Annotated in this window: 13 protein-coding genes and 1 pseudogene; 2 read left to right on the top strand and 12 right to left on the bottom strand. The window is 46.6% G+C overall.

All coding sequences use genetic code 11. From position 1 onward, the window contains the following. Positions 1-81: 81 nt before the first annotated feature. From HP548_RS16575 to HP548_RS16605, 7 genes are all read right to left on the bottom strand, one after another. Complete coding sequence (locus HP548_RS16575; protein WP_175382284.1) at positions 82-720, bottom strand: sugar O-acetyltransferase; 639 nt, start codon at positions 718-720, stop codon at positions 82-84. A gap of 218 nt (positions 721-938) precedes the next feature. Continuing rightward, the gene (locus HP548_RS16580; protein ID WP_076289250.1) at positions 939-1,160 is read right to left on the bottom strand and encodes a DUF896 domain-containing protein; all 222 of its coding nucleotides are present in this window, start codon (positions 1,158-1,160) and stop codon (positions 939-941) included. Positions 1,161-1,227: 67 nt separating this feature from the next. Continuing rightward, positions 1,228-2,178 (bottom strand): LLM class oxidoreductase, encoded by a 951-nt coding sequence (locus HP548_RS16585; RefSeq protein ID WP_076289249.1) that lies wholly within the window; start codon positions 2,176-2,178, stop codon positions 1,228-1,230. Between the two features lie 170 nt (positions 2,179-2,348). Beyond that, on the bottom strand, positions 2,349-3,983 hold the full coding sequence (locus tag HP548_RS16590) for a type 2 periplasmic-binding domain-containing protein (RefSeq protein WP_175382285.1): 1,635 nt from the start codon (positions 3,981-3,983) through the stop codon (positions 2,349-2,351). A 76-nt stretch (positions 3,984-4,059) separates the two neighbouring features. Further along, positions 4,060-4,956 carry a carbohydrate ABC transporter permease gene (locus HP548_RS16595; protein WP_063562693.1) on the bottom strand — a complete coding sequence of 299 codons (897 nt, stop codon included), beginning with the start codon at positions 4,954-4,956 and terminating at the stop codon, positions 4,060-4,062. Position 4,957: 1 nt separating this feature from the next. Next, positions 4,958-5,851, bottom strand: coding sequence for an ABC transporter permease (locus HP548_RS16600; protein WP_076289247.1), 894 nt, complete (start codon positions 5,849-5,851; stop codon positions 4,958-4,960). 110 nt (positions 5,852-5,961) lie between these two features. Next, entirely contained in the window at positions 5,962-8,427 is a 2,466-nt protein-coding gene (locus HP548_RS16605; protein ID WP_175382286.1) for a beta-mannosidase, read from the bottom strand. Between the two features lie 127 nt (positions 8,428-8,554). Between HP548_RS16605 and HP548_RS16610 the strand changes: the two genes are divergently transcribed. Beyond that, positions 8,555-9,415 (top strand): AraC family transcriptional regulator, encoded by an 861-nt coding sequence (locus tag HP548_RS16610; RefSeq protein ID WP_175382287.1) that lies wholly within the window; start codon positions 8,555-8,557, stop codon positions 9,413-9,415. A gap of 227 nt (positions 9,416-9,642) precedes the next feature. Here HP548_RS16610 and HP548_RS16615 read toward each other — a convergent pair whose 3' ends face one another. Together HP548_RS16615 and HP548_RS16620 are read right to left on the bottom strand one after the other, a co-directional pair. Then, complete coding sequence (locus HP548_RS16615) at positions 9,643-11,106, bottom strand: sensor histidine kinase (RefSeq protein WP_175382288.1); 1,464 nt, start codon at positions 11,104-11,106, stop codon at positions 9,643-9,645. A 1-nt stretch (position 11,107) separates the two neighbouring features. Beyond that, a pseudogene (locus HP548_RS16620) lies at positions 11,108-11,824 on the bottom strand (response regulator transcription factor). Positions 11,825-11,985: 161 nt separating this feature from the next. Here HP548_RS16620 and HP548_RS16625 point away from each other — a divergent pair. Next, the gene (locus HP548_RS16625) at positions 11,986-12,750 is read left to right on the top strand and encodes a hypothetical protein (RefSeq protein ID WP_175382289.1); all 765 of its coding nucleotides are present in this window, start codon (positions 11,986-11,988) and stop codon (positions 12,748-12,750) included. A 157-nt stretch (positions 12,751-12,907) separates the two neighbouring features. Here HP548_RS16625 and HP548_RS16630 read toward each other — a convergent pair whose 3' ends face one another. From HP548_RS16630 to HP548_RS16640, 3 genes are read right to left on the bottom strand one after another with little or no spacing between them, the layout of a single operon-like run. Continuing rightward, complete coding sequence (locus HP548_RS16630; protein ID WP_175382290.1) at positions 12,908-15,424, bottom strand: glycoside hydrolase family 38 N-terminal domain-containing protein; 2,517 nt, start codon at positions 15,422-15,424, stop codon at positions 12,908-12,910. Between the two features lie 23 nt (positions 15,425-15,447). After that, entirely contained in the window at positions 15,448-16,416 is a 969-nt protein-coding gene (locus tag HP548_RS16635; RefSeq protein ID WP_076289240.1) for an ROK family protein, read from the bottom strand. Then, on the bottom strand, positions 16,413-18,317 hold the full coding sequence (locus HP548_RS16640; protein WP_175382291.1) for a class I mannose-6-phosphate isomerase: 1,905 nt from the start codon (positions 18,315-18,317) through the stop codon (positions 16,413-16,415). Before HP548_RS16640 ends, HP548_RS16635 begins: the two co-directional genes overlap by 4 nt. Positions 18,318-18,346: the final 29 nt, after the last annotated feature.

Genomic DNA, 18,346 nt, shown 5'->3' on the forward strand with positions numbered 1-18,346 from the left:
GGAAAATCTATTATCCAAAATAATGTGACACATCATACGAACTGCTTTTTCAACTAAAAACACACAAACAGTTAAGCACTTTTATTCAATTATGCTGCAATCGGCAAGAATCTCTGGTTTATAACGCATGCTGTCCGATTCTGTGATGGGTCGAATGACTCTGCAGGGTACACCCGCTGCAAAAGATCCTTCAGGGATATCTTGGGTCACTACACTTCCAGCACCAATGACGCATCCGTCGCCAATGGTAACACCGCCGCATACGGTGACGTTAGCCGAAATCCAAACATCATTTCCGATGGTGACAGGTTTAGCATAACAGAGCGACTTAGGTTCCCCGTTTTGGTCCAGCATTTGTCGACGTTCTGAAGCAATGAATGGGTGAACCGGTGTAACAATGGTCACATTAGGTCCAAAGCTGACGTGATCACCAATGGTAACCTTAGCATCATCCTGGACGGTCAGATTGTAGTTCGCAAAAAAATGGTTACCGATTTCTGTGTGAACGCCATAATGAAAGAAAATGGGGCCTTGTATAAAACAACGCTCTCCTTTTCGACCCAGAATCTGCATGAGTAATGCTTCGCGTTCTTCCGCTTGATCCTCAAAAGTACGACTATATTGACTACTAAGATTGTGAGAGCGAAGCTTAATCGCCTTAAGGTCATGATGGCCCGGGCTAAATAAGATCCCATTAAAAATTCGTTCTTCTTCAGTCATGTTATCAACTCCTGTTATAAATACTTCGATACATGAAACAATCAAACTGCTAAGATAAATAATAAAACACACTTTATACAATACCTTTATAATGAATATTTATAAAGTGTGCAAAAAGCATCCTACGAAATCAACTACAAATCAAGTGTATTTATCCACACCATTTCTGTCAATGAATACTCGGAGGCTTTTCGATCTTCCAACAACGTTTATTTTCCCTACAAACTGATTCCCTTTTCGTTTCGTACTTTATCCGGTGTTACATCATTTCCATCTGGATCGAGTATGGTAAGCACTGAGAAAGTGTTTAGAACTTGCCCACGAATTTCCCGTAAATAGTCTTCTCGTAATACTTGTTGTTCAACTCGTTCCGCATTGGTCAAACCTTCTTCACGCTCTTTTTTCGCCAATTCATTAATGCGACCTAAATGTTTAATCATCCTTTTCCTCTCCCTTCTTTACAATTAATCTTACTGGTAGTCTAGCACCGAAATGCATACATTGCACCTATTTATTAGATAACGCCGGAAAATATGGAACCACTTCCTCCCCTAATTCTTGAATCACCTCGTCAACCGGACGTGTTCCATATTTCAAGTTAAATGCAAGATGATTCACACCGATTCCTTTTAAAGCATTGAGGTATTCAATTAAAAATTTATATCCGCTCCTAAACCCTAAGTGAATAGGAGTTGGATCTTCATCTGGATTTTCTGATAAATCGATATATAACGACTGATTAAAAGGCTTAAATTCATCCGTTAATGTACGCCATTGTTGAATAAGTGATGCTTGATCAATGATATTTCGTGGGTAATACAGCCAGCCATCACTGTGTTTTGCTATCCATTCCGGTGTCTGCGAAGAATGGCCTGTTACCAAAATAGGAATATCCTTTAATTCCGGTTTGGGTAATAAATCGCCACCCTGAAGGTTAAGGCTTGGTGAATGAATTACCGGGAAATCTTCATTCCAGACTTTTCTCATGACTTGCAAAGATTCTTGAAATAATTCACCACGTTGTTCTCGGTCCACTGAAAATGCCGAAAACTCGCTAGGACGATCCCCCGTAGCAACGCCCAGCACAAGACGTTTTCCGGAAATTCGATCAACAGAAGCTGCTGCTTTTGCTACATGCAACGGATGGCGTAGTGTGGTGATCATACTTCCGGTACCCAATGAAATCTTTTTCGTATGAGCTGCCAAGTAGCCAAGAAAAACCCATGGATCATATATTTGTCCCACATCCCCAAAGCTTGGAACATTTAAAGGAACATCTCTAACGAATAAGGAAGCAAAGCGCGCTTCTTCTGCCTTTTTCGCCAATTGCATTTGTTGCTCTAACTGCATCTCCGGGATACTACCCTTATAAGACTCTATCGGAAAATATATCCCGAGCGTAAGTTGCTCTTCTTTAAACATGTTTGTATAGCCCAGATGTGATTCAAATTTATTCATTTCCTGACCTCCGCATAAATATCCAATATTCAGTTGCAAAGGCAATGATAAACCATATAACCTTCAGAAAATAGTACGCACAATTTTGTTCTATAGGATAAAATTTGTGATATTGTATACTTTTTTATACCAAACGGGAACTGCCACGTTCGACAGTCCCCGTCTCCTATTTACTGCTTGCCTTGAAGCTCCTCATGCCATTCCTGTTTGAGCTCACTCCAATGTGCTCGTTTTTCCAGTGCAGCCTGGAAATCACTCCAAGCCTGTTCAAATTGTGAGTCATCCTTCGCCATAATCAGCTTGGCTTTATACTCTTTTCGCACATTATCAAGTTCAGGCAAATATTTTTCCCATAAGCCACCCGGTTTGGCCTTCACCATATCATAGTTTTCAGCAACCCGGGTCCCACCCATTTTGCCAATCTTTTCGGTGAATTCGATCGTTTTGAATCTTCCTTTCGGATCAGTAACCCCATAATTCCACCATGGATACCAGTCATTACTATAGGAAGAAGCCGCGTAAAGCTCTGGCGTCGTGCTTGCCTTCTTCGCTTGATCTCCGGAATCATGCAAGGCCTTGTAATTCTCATCCGTGTACACCCATTTTCCCAACGGTTTATCCACCCAGTCCCAGAACACTCCTGGCGGACCTTCATTCACAACCTGCTGCTGTTCGGGCTTAGGCTGTAGTGTGTAATCAAAGAAAGCAAGAATGGAATCGAGATTTTTAGTATTTTTATTGATAAAAACGTCATTGGCAGGATAAGGATTGATAATCTGATTAGCGCCAATCTCACTCACGCCATCCACTTTCGGATAGGGAATGACATCATAGTACCATGCCGGATCGGTTGGCCCGTCAAGAACCTCCCATAACTGTGCGTCCATATTAAAGAACCCACCTGCATTCATGGCTACACGTCCGGATTTGTTTTTCTCTTTGTAACGCTCCTTCTTGTCTGTAATCGCTTCATGATCCAGAAGCCCTTCCCGGAACATGTTGTTCATCCATTGATAAGCCGCTTTATATTGTGGATTGTCATAGATAAACTGATAGTCATTACCTTGCTTCTCTACTGGAATGACGCCGCCCGCTGTGCTGACCGTAACGCCAAATGTACTCAGGATGACATTTTCATCGCTTGCGTCAGAGAGAAAACTAAGGGGAATCAACGGTTTCCCGTTTGCGTCTTTCTGCTTAGCCGACAATCTCAAATACTTCTCTATACCATCCAACGATTTCAGATCATCCATCGTCATGCCGGTTTTCTCCAGTACATCTGTACGGACAAACCAGCCATAGGAAGCCCAACCAGGCCAAGGATCATCGGGATTTTGATCAAACCATGTCGGAATGGAATAGATATGTCCGTCCGAAGCTTTCATCTGATCCAGATAGATTTTCGGAATGGAGGCCAATCCAGGATATTTATCCGGCATATCAAAGTATTGCTCCAGCGGAAGAACGCTGCCAGAACGCGTCATCGCAGTGGTCACGACATCACTACGTGAGAACAGAGCTGCATCATCAAAACCACCAGTATTCAATTTCAGGTTCAGCTCTGTCATTACATCTCCCTGCGTAGCCTCCAGCCGAACGTCTATGCCCGGCTCCTTTTCTTTCCAATACATTTGGACCATGCTTTGGTTATTAATTGTTGCATTCCATCCCAGCCATAGCTTAAATGAATTTGCAGAACTGCTGCCACTCTCTGTGCTGCTGCTTGAGCATGCCGTTATCCCAAACATCAGTAGAGCCAAGGATAATAGCACCAGTTTTCTTCCCTTTTGTTGACGTAAACTCATCACATACGTCCCCCTCGGTTATTTTGAAATTGTATAGGATTAGAAAACCCATTCTGTTGCTTCATTTTTCATTGGGTTATCCTTTTACTGAGCCGATAAGCACACCTTTTACAAAATACTTTTGCAGGAATGGGTACACACACAGGATCGGAAGCGCGCTTACCATAACTGTCGCCATTTTGATGGACATCAGTGTAACGTTAGAGAGCATGGTGCCCCGGGCAAGCGCTTCCTGATTATTGTTGGACCCGAGGACAGTCGAGATATCCTGGGCAGACAGCAGTTGTTGCAAAAACGTTTGAACCGGAATCAGATTCTGATCTGAAACATAAAATGCGCCAGAAAACCAGTCATTCCAGTGCCCCACTGCAGTAAAAAGGCCAATGGCTGCAAGCATGGGTTTCGAAAGCGGCATAATAATAACGAAGAGAATGCGGACAGGATTGGCACCATCAATCTCAGCCGATTCGATCAGTGCTTCCGGAATCCCCTGGATGAATTTCATCATCACAAACATATTCCACGCCGAGAAAGCGGACGGAATGATATACACCCAGAATGAGTTTAATAATGACAAGTGATTAAGCTGGATATACAAAGGGATTAATCCGCCACTAAACAGCATCGTAATCAGCACGTATCCCAGGAGGGATTTCCTGAAAGGAAGCTGCCGATAGGACAAGCCATAAGCCGCCAGAAGTGTGATCAGTAAGCCGACAAAAGTGCCTACGATTGTACGGGATATCGTAATTAAGTAGGCATGTTGAATAACCGAATTCCCAAGCACAACCTCATAATTGTACAAAGTAAACTCTCTAGGCCACAGATAGACACCGCCCTTTGCCGCATCGCTGCCAACGTTTAAGGAAACGGCGAGCATATACGTGAATGGATAGATTACCGAGATACAGAGAAGGGCCAATAGAAACACAATAATTGTCTGGCCCACCCGTTCCCTCATAGAAGTTCTCATATTACCAAAGCCCCTCTCCGTTGAACTTTCGCGCCATCTGATTGGTGCATAGTACCAACACCAGACTGATGACCGAAGAAAGGAGACCCACTGCAGTGGCCATTCCAAAATAACCTTGCTGCAAGCCATTTCGTAAAATATATGTGTCTAGCACATCTGCGACTGGCTGATTAGCCGGATTCATCAGAGGATAGATTTGATCCATGCCTACTGCTATCAGTCCAGGCATACTGAGAATCAACACGATAGAGATGGTCGGCATTATACCCGGCAGTGTAATGTTGCGAATTTGTGCAAGCCGTCCTGCTCCTTCTACCCTAGCGGCTTCATAGAGCTGCGGGTCAATCGTTGTAATTGCCGCCAAATACAAAATCGTATTCCAGCCGACCTCCTTCCATAAACCACTCACTACGATCATGGGCCGGAACCACTCCGTGGATCCCAAGAAAAAGATTGAATCTCCCCCGAGCTTCTCTATCAACTGATTGACCAATCCGCCGTCCAACGTTAGCAGGGATTGCAGAATGTAAGCCACCACGATCCATGAAAAGAAATGCGGAAGATAACTAACGGATTGGACAAACCGCTTGTATTTGTTGTTTTTCACCTCATTGATGAGCAATGCCAAAATAATAGGAGCTGGAAATCCGAATACAAACTTGAGAATTGCGATGTAAATTGTATTCTTTACCACAATCCAGAACTGTTCATCTTGCAAGAATGAGAAGTTTTCCAAACCAACCCATTCACTACTCCACATCGTGCTGCCGATGTGAAAATCCTTGAATGCCACCTGGATGCCCACCATCGGAATGTAGCTGAAGAGAAGCAGCAGGATCGCACCAGGTAGGATCATTACATATTGCCAACGGTATTTTGCCAGTCGTTCAATCATTTAACCACCTCTGCCATCAGTATAGAGATCATTTGAAAGCGGTAACATACAACAACGATCGGATTTCTATCGATTGGATTGGCAATATCAGAAAAAAGCGAAGGAACAACTTACAAATCAAATACGCTGCGTACGATTAGCTGTGATTGCAGTTCTTCAAGGGATGCCGGTTTGTTGAGATCATCTTTCTTCAGAGAAATGGTCTTTCTTCCACCTGCTGACAAGTCAAAATAATTGTTACTGAAAATACCGTCTAATTCACTGAAATCAAGCTCCACAAACCGTGCAAAAGCTTTCGAATCAACCGTAATAACAAAACGATCCTCTTCTTCTGTCATCGTGGTCTCAATTGCAGGATCAATAAAACCAAAATGCTTTGGCTTCACAAATAACACTGTACCTTCGCTGACAACTTCACCATCCACCACAAAGGAAAACTGTAAATACGTATTCCGTTTTTTAGTAGTTGTATCGAGCATCTCAGTGAAATCAAGCTGTTCGAACAATGAGGTTGATAACGCTTTCAACTCAATCACTTTTGAAGAAGCTACGATTTCATTGGATTGCGAATCCATGAGACTCCATTTCAATGCTCCTTTTACAGCATTCCTACTCTCATTCGATACGTGAAGTTCTACCTTCGAACCATCTTCCCGAGCCGATACAAGAACAGGCGCGAAAAAGCGTTTGGCTGCATAATGCAGTGCTTTCCAGCGACCAAAGTAATCGATACTGGACCAGGAAGCAACAGGCCAGCAATCATTCAACTGCCAGTACAGTGCTCCCATACAGCGTCCACGATGTCTGCGCCAGTGCTCAACCCCACATGAGATTCCTTCAGCCTGAATGAGCTGTGAAGCGTATAACAGGGAATTGAAATCTTTTGGCAAGCGATACGTCTCCCCGATGTAATACAGAATTTTCTCATTTCCCGTACCATTCTTCTGATGAGATTCCATGACCGGTGAGAAGATATTGCGGTCTTCCGGCAACGTAAACGTTTCTATGGTCTTGTGATTCGGGAAGGATTGCAATCCGAATTCGGACATGTAGCGCGGGAACAATGTGCGGAATTCGGTAAAAGGTTTCTTGCCATGCCACACATCCCAGTAATGCATGTCTCCGTAATTTTCATCGTTCGGATTGTCAAAGCTGCCTTTGGATGAAGGTGAAGCTAACCAGTAGAACGTGTTTGGATCATATTCCTTCGCAATAGCCGGAAGTAATACCTCATATTGCTTAATATAGTCTGCTTGTAACTGTAAGGATGTTTTCTTCGCCCAGTCCCATTCAACCCAAGCCATCTCCTGCTCATTGTTTCCACACCAGATTCCTAATGAGGCATGATGACGCAAGCGTTTCATGTTATCGATGGTCTCTTTAGTAATCGATTGCTTAAATTCCTCAGTCAGTTCATATACCCCGCAGGCATACATCAAGTCCTGCCATACAATCAAGCCGTATTCGTCGCACAAATCATAGAAGTAATTCTCCGGATAATGTCCCCCACCCCAGACACGAATTGTATTGAAATGGGCTTGCGCACAGCTCTTGATCAATCGTTCTGTCCGATCTGGGTTACAGCGCGGCAAGATGTTATCTTCCGGAATATAGTCAGCACCCATCGAGAAAAAGGATACACCGTTCACTTCAAATTCGAAGGACTCACCCCATTGATCCTGCTCTTGCTTCACAGTTAATGTTCTCAGTCCAATGCGCTTAGCATCACGATCCAGCTCCACGCCTTGTTCCATAAGCGCAACGCTTAGCTGATACAATGGCTGTTTGCCCAGACCATTCGGCCACCATAACTCGGGATGGTCCACTTCAATCCAGATATGATGATTCGCATCATTCACGACGGACGTCCATCCTTTCAATGTCTCCCCGGAAGGACTATCTAATGTGACCGTGATCTCTCGCTCTTCTTCTACCCAACCTGATGCCTTTACTCGTACATCTAAGGTTACCTTACCTTCGCTATGCATTTGTGTAACGTAGACATCTTCCAAACGGGCATGATCATAGCCTTGAATGGAAATATTTCGCCAGATTCCCAAATCAGGTAATTGTGGACCCCAATCCCAACCGAACATGGAGTGTGCTTTACGCAAATGGGAGATTCCTTCCACTGCATCACTGCAGTTAATCAACGGGCGCTCGGCTTGTTTACGCAGTACATACTCCACCGGGGAACGAAGAACAATGTGTATGGTATTTTCACCTTGTTTGATAAAGGAGGTAATATCGATTTCATAAGTACTGTGCATATTACTTACATTCGCGATATTCATTCCATTCAGAAACAATTCGCCAATTGTATCCAACCCTTCACATAACAGGATGATCCGGTCATGCTTGAGATCCGCTGCGCTTACTTCAAAAGAGTGTTTGTATTCATAATCATAATTACACAGTTCAAGTGCCGCCTGCTCTTGCTCGCGGTAGTAAGGGTCTTCCATTTGTCCAGCTTGAAGCAAATCGTTAAAGACCGAACCTGGAACCGTAGCCGGAAGCCATTCGGCATGATCCACTCTCTTCATTTGCCACCTGCCATTGAGATCGATAAGCAACATTTGCGATACCTCCTGATGTCTTTGTAATCTATTTCATTCTATCAAGAGGTCTCCATACTTTCTTATGTTGTGTTCACGGAATTCGTGTGCTATTTTGACATTAACAATAATTGGAGAGGTTCGAGCCATGATCAAATACACAGCGTCTACTCACATCCATCCCGACCTGCTCGTAGATCCATTCTGGGTCGATTCCTTATCGAAAGTATCACCCGAGCATACCCATGACTTTTACGAGTTCTTCATTCTAAGTGAAGGGCAGTGCCAACATATCGTCAATGGAACAACCCAGCATTTAAGGCCGGGCTGCCTTGTCTTTATTCGACCGCATGATATTCACCGTTATGAGCCGGAAGGCGCTCAGGACTGCCGTTTTCTGAATAGCCCGTGTCGATCCGCAGTAATAGAAGAAGCTTTGGCCTACTTGAATGAACAGAAGTATGCGCAAGGACTCTTACAGGCTCCTGTTCCCCAGATTGCCATGTTATCTCAGTTAGAAATGACAGAGATGGTTCGAAGCTTTGAACGGATTATGATGCTCTCCACAGTGGATAAGAAGAAGGCTCGCGTATACGCAAAAGGGCTCATTATTCAGATTTTTACGCAGCACTTCTTTGAGTTGGAAACCATTGAACAACCCATTCTCCCGCTGTGGCTTGAGCATGCGATCTCCAAAATGCAGCTGAAGGAAAACATGATTCGTGGTCTTCATGCGCTCTATGAATTGTCAGGTCGAAGCGTTGGTCATGTGAACCGTGCCTTTCGTCAATATCTGAATCAGACACCAACAGAGTATATTAATCAGCTTCGGCTGAATGTAGCCAAAAACTTGCTGCTCACGACTGAGCTTCGTGTGCTTGAGATTGCACTGGAAGCGGGATTTGAGAACGTCAGCCACTTCTACCATCAGTTCAAAAAATACTATAATCAAGCTCCGCTAGATTTCCGTAAAAACGCGACAATGAATAAGGAATCGCTGCTGCCATAAGGAATTCAAAGCACCCATCTGGTGATATCTGCAGCTTGCCATTGTATCCGTACTCAAAACACAAAAAAGCCCTCCCTATATGCAGGGAGAGCAGGGTACACACAAAGCAACTTATGCGAAGTATTTATATTGGCGATTGGCGACACGAACCCACTCGAGCATTCCCTCTATTTCTCTCACTTCGAGGTTTGGTGCAGCTAGAAGGATATTGTTGCCGTCCTTTCCTTTCAGACACGTTGAGCCGCAGGGAAGCCAAACGAGATTACAGCTCCTCCCTCCTTACGGTTGGTGGCCTGAATCAGCCCGCCGCAGCGTTCCACAATAGCCCGGGCAATCGCCAGACCCAGTCCGGACTCACCGTCTTTTCCTTTGACAAAACGGTGGAATAAGGTGGGAAGCAGCTCCTGCGGAAAGCCGGGACCGTCATCCGAAACGGATAGCGCGATCTTCCCTTTTTCCAAGTTCGCAGTGATGTGAATTTCTTCTCTGGCGTATCTTGCAGCATTCGTCACGACGTTGAGCAGTGCCTGTAGCAGTTTATCCTGATCAGCCATGACAAACAGCTCCTTATTGTCCGGACAAGCGATATGCATTGTAAGTCCTTTCTTTACAAGCAGCGGATTGACACGTTCGGACGTTTCCGTCAACAATTCATTCAGACTGACCTTGGAAGGTTTGAAGATATCCTCTTCACTATCCAGCTTCGCGAGCAGCGTCATTTCGGTGATAATCTTTCCTAATCTGCCGCTCTCCCCCAGGATCACGTCCAACCCTTTACGGACATTATCACCTTCAAAGATTCCATCTCGAATGCCCTCCGCATAGCCTGCAATGGACATCAGAGGGGTCTTCAGCTCATGAGAAGCATTCTGAAAAAACAGCTTCTGCACCTCATTGAACCTGTTCAGTTCACCAGCCATCTCGTATACCGTCTGTGCTACAGCTCCAATCTCACCGCCAGCCTTGACCAGCTGCACATCCGTGAAATGACGTTGTTTGACCTTCTTAAGTTCCTGCTTCAGATTCATCAATGGCTGAATCAGCCTTTTCGTAATAAACAAACTGAGCAGGAACATAATGGCTCCAACGATACAGATCACCAGGATGAGACGACCCAGTAGCGCCTGTTCGATTGCTTTAATCTTGCTCATAGGAGTCAACAGAGTCAGGGTTCCTTGGGGGATGGGACTGACATCCATCACATAACGCCCATCCGTTCCCTTCCACAGGTCCTTGATGCTGGATGAAGTGACCGCTGTGTATTTCGACAAGTTTGCTGGTACGGCTTCAGTCAATGTGTTACTGCTCGCCATTCCGGTTGTACCACTCACAGACAAAGTCCCTGACAGCACATTTCCGTTAAAATCAGTGACAAAGGCTTCAACATCCGCAGGAATGAGTGTTGAAGGAGCACTCGTAGCCTCTCCCGTAACCAACTGGACGGACTGCATACCCGTAATATTCAAATTAGGCATCGTGACAGCAGTTCCAGTCGTAAGTACAGGACTCATTGTGAGATCCCCCGTTTTCGTTATAGAAGCAGACATCGCCGCACTTAACGTCTTGAGATCATTCTTCTCTGTTCCAATGAAATGATCCAGCAGCACATAATGAAGTAAAACGGCCGTGACGGAGAGGATCAGAACCAGTGACAATCCAAAAGCAAGGTTAATTTGATGAACAAGTTTCATATTAAACTTCACTCCGATCTGTACGCATACGATACCCGTGTCCCCACACCGACTCGACGGGAAGTTCCTCAATCTTTTTGCGAATCCGCTTAATTAAATGATCCACGGCACGGTCACTGCCAAAATAATCTTCTCCTCATACAAAACTGAGCAGCTCGTCCCTCGTAAACGCACGATTTGGATGTTCAGCCAGTACCTTAAGCATGGTGAACTCTTTGCTGGTCAGGTCCACTTCTTCCCCTCGCCATATGGCCCGCCTCTCTTCCAACATTAGTTGAAGCTCTCCCATATCGATTTGTGGCGTCACCGCTTCGCTTACAACAGCTCTTTCTTCCGCACCGGTAAGTCTAATCCAACGTTCCAGCTGCCGCTTGATGCGGGCTACCAGTTCACGGGGGCTGAAAGGCTTCACTAGATAATCGTCACTGCCTAGCTCAAGGCCAAGTATTTTGTCCACCTCATTATCCTTCGCCGAGATCATAATAATGGGTACCTCTCCTTCATTCCGGATGCGTTTGCATAATTCATAGCCATCCATTCCGGGCAGCATAATGTCCATCACCCACATGCTCGGCGGACTTATTCTATATAAAGACCAGGCATCCTCGGCATTAGCAAGGCCTATCGTTCGATAGTTCTCTTTGTGCAAATAAGCTTGAATCAGTGTGCGTATATTTTCGTCATCATCTACAACTGCGATGAGGTAATCGTTATTCATGAACGGGGCCTCCTGTACTTTTCTCTATAGTGAGTATACCAAAGGTATATATATGGGAAGAGCTTTGCCATTGTTTTTCCACAATTACACCAATATTGTGCCACACTCCTTCGGTAAATTGATAACTGTAAGACAAACCAAACCATAAGGAGTGTTACGAAATGAACTACAGTTTTAAATTCAGAAATGTTGCCCTGTCCGCCCTGCTGCTCACTGCGATCTCCGCACCGATTGTCGCGAATGCCGACAGCGCCACTAACGCAAATGCTGTTACAAATGGAACTGCTACCTTGAAAGAAGCTAAATCCGCCATTGCGACCTTTACATTGGCTAATCCAGTGGAGCAGGCCAAAAAGTACGCGCCAGAAACAGTAAGCGAATGGGAAAAAACGCTGGCCCGTTACAATAAACTGCTTTCACAAAACTATACATCCCGAGTAATGGCCACTTTGGTTGCTGTTGACGTAGACTCTGATGAATGGAAGAAAGTTTCCGAGAACGCCAAACCAGGTGAGATCAAAGAAATGCAGGCCTTAAAGGTTGAGGAAGGCAAACTTACGTCAGTTGAGAGTGTAAAAGCCGAAAAATTACCTAATTCCGAAAATAAGAACACCTTGTCTTTCTCCATTACCACAAGCAGTTCGGATCTGAAAGGATTAGTTGAGAATGCAGAATCTGGAGTGCCAATTGCCGTCAGCCCTCTGAATCTTGACGAAAAATCAACCGGAACAACAAGCGCGGTTATAGCGAATGCTGAAAGTCTTCAATTTAGCGGTACTACAGCTGCCAGTGCATTCTTCTTAGCACAAAGTAATTTGAATAATGCTGTAACAGCTAAGGACGAAGCGGCAATCAAGACTTCCCTTGCCGACCTTCTGAAGCAATACAAAGCGCAAATTACTGAGCTAGAGGCAGCTCAAGAGTAGGCTTAAATACATTTCAGCTTTAACAACATCATTAAGCAAAAATACCAAATCTTACGCGAACTAAAAGACCGAACGCCAACAACCAGCAGGCCTCCATGTGGAAGCCTGCTGGTTGTTGTTTTATCGACTATAAGTTTATATCTGTTATGTGTTATCTTTATTTTTCATTAACCCGTGTAACCACAAATGGCTCGTTCAACGCATGCAGGGCTGCGGCCATATCTTCAACCGAAAGGCTGCCGCCAGACGAAATATGATATTGAAACTCATAGAAGCCGCCCAAGGTCGCTTTGAAATTCGTTTCCCAATAATTCGTCATCAGCCAGGCATAAGCTTCCGGTTGAGCGTCAGGCGCTTGCTGCGTGTGGACCTTTCTGGCCCCGTAATCCAGCGTTCCCCATTGCACGAGAGGTGTGTCCGGGACAGCAAGCAGCAGACTGCGGTCATTATCCTGCCAGGCAATGCCCGACTGTACAGCGGAATAATCCAGGCAAGTTCCTGGAATCTGATCCTTCCAGGGGCGAACGAGCCCTCCTGGCTTGTCGGCTAACAGGGTAACTGGCCCAGTGCCTCCTGGGGTGAACGGCAGAGCCAGATAAACGTTCTCCGGATTCCAGATGCTCTCTTTATGGAACCGCGCCGAAATATCCATCCGGTTTTGACGGGTATAGATCCGCAAGTGTAGTGAAAAATAGGCGATGCCCTTGAGCTGATAACCAAGCTCAACGGTAGCATACAGCGGTCCATTATCCACCGCGTGCACAGAGATGAGCTGACCAACCGAACGCTCCACGTTCAAGCCTTTACGGTTACGTCCCATTTTGGAACGGACGCTCCATACCTGAGATGCATCTGCAGGGTTCGCTGGATTTGTCACCTCATAGATGGGTGTAAACGCCCCATACAGATCATCTGCTTTCAGCAGTTCGCGGCCTGTCTCCTTATCGATCCACGACACGATGCCGCGCTCTTTCGACCAAGTCAAGCGTACATAAGGTGACTCCAGCCCCGTTTGGCAAACGGAGACCGGCGCTTGCTGTCTGCCTGCCGTTAAGGAATACATATCCTCCATATCGTACACCTGGTCAGCACCGATCAGCTTCGAATTGGAGGTTGACGTTAAGGAAGAAAGACTATTCTGCGCTGCCAGTATTGGGCGCAGGATCAATATGCAGCTCTCCATGCCTTGGAGCTTAAGTTCCGCAATAATCGTCTGTGGGTGGCTTGACTGCTGGATCAGCACCTGTCCCGTATCCTCCCGGATTACTTCTACTCCGTTCAATAGCTCATCCGGTTCCCATCCTTCAAGCTTCAACTGAACCAACTCGGTTACCTCCCGCTCCGAGAGATTCGTTACCTTGAAGCGATAAGGACGCCCCGGGTACAAGGTGGAGGCATTATCGGCAAGCAGCACCTGATCTAGCGCGCGATAAGCAAGCCTGCTTGCCTCTGCAGCGTGAGCTGTCTTGCGAACCTCAAGCATCTGCACATTTTTGTGCCACGGTTCATAAACAGAGGAGTGATACCCCCAAGTGTGTTCGGCATAAAGAGTAAGCGCCTGCTCTACAGCCTCGATTTCCTGGAGACTAACACTTTTCTTTCCAGGGTCGAGCTTTTCCACCTTGCGAAGTGTCCGCTGTGCGTCACGGTAAATCTGAGTGTGCATCGGTGTGGAGCTTACACCATCCGACCACCAGTCTGGCCAATCCCCTTTATGCACAGGTAGACCATCCGTCCCTTCCTCCTTCAAGCGTGCAAAAAAGCCACTCAACGTACTCATCTCCACGGAAATCGCCTCGCCGTTTTGACGGTTCCATACATCGATCCATTCCATGATTGAGCTATTGGGCGATCCGTTGTCTGTGGGCAATCCAGACAGCATCATCGGCACGAAATCGTATGGATACTGCTCCGCCTCAAGCTGGGCCAAGTACCGGTGGATGCGAATATTGGCGATTTGATTATGAATGTTCGCTGGTTCAACAAGTCTGTGGCCGAATTCATCACGAATCATGTATTTGCCAAGCGCACCAGGACAGAAACCAAGCTCGTTGCCAAGCATGTAGTGGTCTCCATTCCAGACCAGCAGGCGTTCCCCACTTGGAGCTTCCCACCAGAAAGGGGACTGCTTGCGGCCCAGCGCATACATGCCGTGATGAGTATGTATACAGCTGAATAAATGTCCGATTCCGTTATTTAGCAGGCTATCGGCATATCCCCAGCTGTAGCCATTGATATCCGCCGTCATCGCACTGTCTATTGGGTGACCGATAGATTTGGCATATGTCTGAGCTTTGCTGTGTATTTTGTTCAACAACTGTAGGTCGGGCAGCTCGGTCATATTCAAATACGTGCCGGATAGCTCGATATCGCCCCGTCGCACGGCTTCGGCAAAGGCACCTTTTTCTTCGTCTCCAGCTTGCTTCAGGAATTGCTCCACGGCCCAGAAGGTCTCGCAGGTCCAACGGAACCCTTTCCACTCGGGGTTTACACCGTTATGAGCATCATTAACAATACGCAGCGCCTGACGGATAAAATCGATATGATATTGTTCAATCTTCTCTTGTCGGTCCGTATAACCAATGTCAGTATGGGAATGGTGAATGACGTATATTTTCCATTTCCGTTCAAGCGTTGGGATGGCTGCCTGTTTGATTTGTTGTTCGAGTGTCATCTTTTTTCTCCTTTGTTGATGGATTAGGTACCTTTTACGAGTTGGAAAATCCCATGGAACACATGCTCCTGCATTTGTTTCTCATTATGCAGAGCAATCTTCTCGGGCAAGAGCGCTTCTGAAAGCGCGCTGCCAAACAGATCATGGGTTTCGGCAATTTGCCCCCCCAAGATCAGACGAGCGGGGCGAAACTCTGCCACGTATGGACGCAGCATTTCCCCAAGCCGCTGACCGTAAAGCTGCCATACGCGGATGGCGGAGGAATTCCCCTGTCTGGCCGCTATGGCCAGATGGTACACGTCCTCTCCCTGGCTTCGAGCATCATGGCTATCTGCCAAGGCCAAAATGCCTCGGCTTCCGAACAGATCATCCACGGTTCCTCCGTTGTATTGCTCGGCATACAACATGCCTGAGTCGGGAATTCCCCATTTTCCGCTGACAATGGACCGGTTCTCAACAAAAGCGGAGCCAAGGCCCGTTCCCAATGTAAGGCAAAGCAATCTGTCCTGTGGAAAAAGCCTGCTGACCCCCAGAGCGAACAGAGTAGCATCATTGCCAAAACGAATATCTGCGTTGGCAAGCTGGGTCATCCATGTAGGAGCAGTGGGCTCCGCTGCAAGCGCCGTTAATTCACACCGCAGCAGTGTTTTTAGATTGAATTCATAAAGCTGCTCGTATTTATTCAATCCCTGGATACGGGAAACCCCTGTGTCGTATTCAAAAGGTCCGGGGAAAGCAAAGCCGATGTGAAAATTGGCAAAAGTGGCCCGGGTCCCTTTATCGGTACTTAGCCTCTCCATGTAGGCGACGTATGCCGCGGCAAGCTCCTGGATCACGCCAGCCAGATTGGAGGCGATTTCATACGCGCTACTGTCGGAGTGCGATGACCTTTTGACATAAAGTTGTGGTAGAAGATTCCCGTCACTCAGTACAACGGCACCCTTCAAAAAGGTCCCCCCGGCATCAATGGCAATCGTGACGTCAGGGTTCATAAAGGTTCACCAGATTTCCAGTGATGCGGAAGCAGAGGCGTGTTCCAGTCTGGCGAAACCTGTGCCCGGATCAGAGTGCACGATCGGTCACCCAGAGACTCCAGACGGAAACCTCCGACGGAGGCAGGAACGATATACGCTTCGGCGTACCCCCACTCCACAGCCGCTGTCTTATCATCCAGCGGAGTCAGCCGCACACGGTCACCTTCTACGAGGTTAAACATAACAAACTCGCCAGCCGTATCGTCGATCCACTCTCCGTCCAGTTTTAATCTTTTGATCTGAAAAAGCAGATCCTCCCGTTCGCCTAGCAGCTCTTCCCTGCTATCTCCCTGTACCCGGCTTTCCTTTGGAACCGCTATCAAATGCTTCTGAACGTAATCCGTGTCAAACTGTTCCTGCATGTTGGCACTGGCATGATCGCCGTTGATCGGACGCGGCCGCCCGTCTCTGTCCAGCCGCAAATGGTCGTATATTTTGAAGGTAAACCACCATGTTGTCGAAGAGATCTCCAGCACCAGATTGTTTTTGCCCGAAAAATGTACGGCGCCTGGCGGGATCAGAAACAGGTCACCCTTATTCGCATCCCAAATGTTCACATATTCTGGGATCTTCAGCGGTTGTCCCAAGGTGTGGGCAGATTCAACCGCCTGAAGCAGCTCCTCCCCGGTTGTACCCTCCGTGAAACCCAGTCCCACAAAAGGTTTGGCGCCTTCCTTCTGTTCCATAATGTAATAGGATTCCTGCTGCGTCATCGTTTCGTTGAAGGTGTGCTCAATGTATGCCTGCTGGGGGTGGACCTGCAAAGACAGATGATCCCCGTCGATCGTATCGAGATAATCAAACCGGATCGGAAAATAGTCGCCAAACAGTTGCACATTCCGCTCGCCCATAATTGCTTCTGGATGAGCCGACAACAGCAGCGGGAAAGGAAGCTCCACTATAAAATCCCGATAACCGATTAATAGCGTGTTCTCCGGTGCGATAGGTTCAAACCCCCATGCGCAGTTATTCCAATCCTTAGGCAGGTCGCATAGTTCTTTTAAATACTGTCCGCCCCAAATCCCCGGTGCAAAAAACGGTTTTACTCGAAAAGGCTGCTGGGCTGCTGAAGCCAAAAGTCGGCGCAGCATAGGGACGGTGACCAAAACGGGTCGTTCCCGGTTGTTCGTATCCACATAGTAATCAAAGTCATACAAGTGGCGTTTGCGATATTCCTCCCAGACGGGCCATTCCAGAAACAAGGCATGCTTATAGGTTTCGACCGTATCCCGGCAAGGGCCTAACCCCAAAGAACCCATCCCCTGCTGATGCAGTTTCTGCTGTGCCTCTCTGGATAAGTCGCAAAACAGAGAAACGTTCGTTAAACCTGATGCTGTAGAAAGGAAACCAGATCCAGACCCAAAGGTCACAACGATGGGGGCTAACTGATCTATGTTTGGCGACTGGACCTCTGCATGTTCAGCCGAGTGATAAAGCCGAAGTTGATCGTCTACATCACTGAGCCAGACCGACTGTGCATGTGGCCGGAAATAATCCTTAACGCTGACGTCCGAGGCTATAACGCCAAAAGCACGGTTATCCGTCAGATAGGGGTGAAACTGCTGAAGCAAATCTGCAGAAGACTTTAAATAATCAGCGCTGTCTATTTCAATTAAAACCCTGCTCTCTAGGTGGCAGCGCGACCGCAGTATTGCCAGACATTCGTTGAATGCGGCACCATGTGTACCATCAATGACCATATAAAAAGGAAGCAAATCATTCTGTACACATTCAGGCCAAATTTGATCAAGCCATTCTTCATACGCATTCCAGATCCCCGGTTCTGTCTCTTGGTCGGGCTGAAGCTGAATGAAATTGACTGGGTTGGTTTGAAAGGCCAAGGGGGCTATTCGGGGCATGTTTAAAACCTCCAACTCTATATCGATTT

The organism is Paenibacillus taichungensis (genome assembly GCF_013359905.1).
GTDB lineage: Bacteria > Bacillota > Bacilli > Paenibacillales > Paenibacillaceae > Paenibacillus > Paenibacillus taichungensis.

Bases quoted from the DNA above. Each gene is read 5' to 3' on its own strand.
- HP548_RS16575 (WP_175382284.1), bottom strand. From the start codon at position 720: ATGACTGAAGAAGAACGAATTTTTAATGGGATCTTATTTAGCCCGGGC.
- HP548_RS16580 (WP_076289250.1), bottom strand. From the start codon at position 1,160: ATGATTAAACATTTAGGTCGCATTAATGAATTGGCGAAAAAAGAGCGT.
- HP548_RS16585 (WP_076289249.1), bottom strand. From the start codon at position 2,178: ATGAATAAATTTGAATCACATCTGGGCTATACAAACATGTTTAAAGAA.
- HP548_RS16590 (WP_175382285.1), bottom strand. From the start codon at position 3,983: ATGAGTTTACGTCAACAAAAGGGAAGAAAACTGGTGCTATTATCCTTG.
- HP548_RS16595 (WP_063562693.1), bottom strand. From the start codon at position 4,956: ATGAGAACTTCTATGAGGGAACGGGTGGGCCAGACAATTATTGTGTTT.
- HP548_RS16600 (WP_076289247.1), bottom strand. From the start codon at position 5,851: ATGATTGAACGACTGGCAAAATACCGTTGGCAATATGTAATGATCCTA.
- HP548_RS16605 (WP_175382286.1), bottom strand. From the start codon at position 8,427: ATGTTGCTTATCGATCTCAATGGCAGGTGGCAAATGAAGAGAGTGGAT.
- HP548_RS16610 (WP_175382287.1), top strand. From the start codon at position 8,555: ATGATCAAATACACAGCGTCTACTCACATCCATCCCGACCTGCTCGTA.
- HP548_RS16615 (WP_175382288.1), bottom strand. From the start codon at position 11,106: ATGAAACTTGTTCATCAAATTAACCTTGCTTTTGGATTGTCACTGGTT.
- HP548_RS16625 (WP_175382289.1), top strand. From the start codon at position 11,986: ATGAACTACAGTTTTAAATTCAGAAATGTTGCCCTGTCCGCCCTGCTG.
- HP548_RS16630 (WP_175382290.1), bottom strand. From the start codon at position 15,424: ATGACACTCGAACAACAAATCAAACAGGCAGCCATCCCAACGCTTGAA.
- HP548_RS16635 (WP_076289240.1), bottom strand. From the start codon at position 16,416: ATGAACCCTGACGTCACGATTGCCATTGATGCCGGGGGGACCTTTTTG.
- HP548_RS16640 (WP_175382291.1), bottom strand. From the start codon at position 18,317: ATGCCCCGAATAGCCCCCTTGGCCTTTCAAACCAACCCAGTCAATTTC.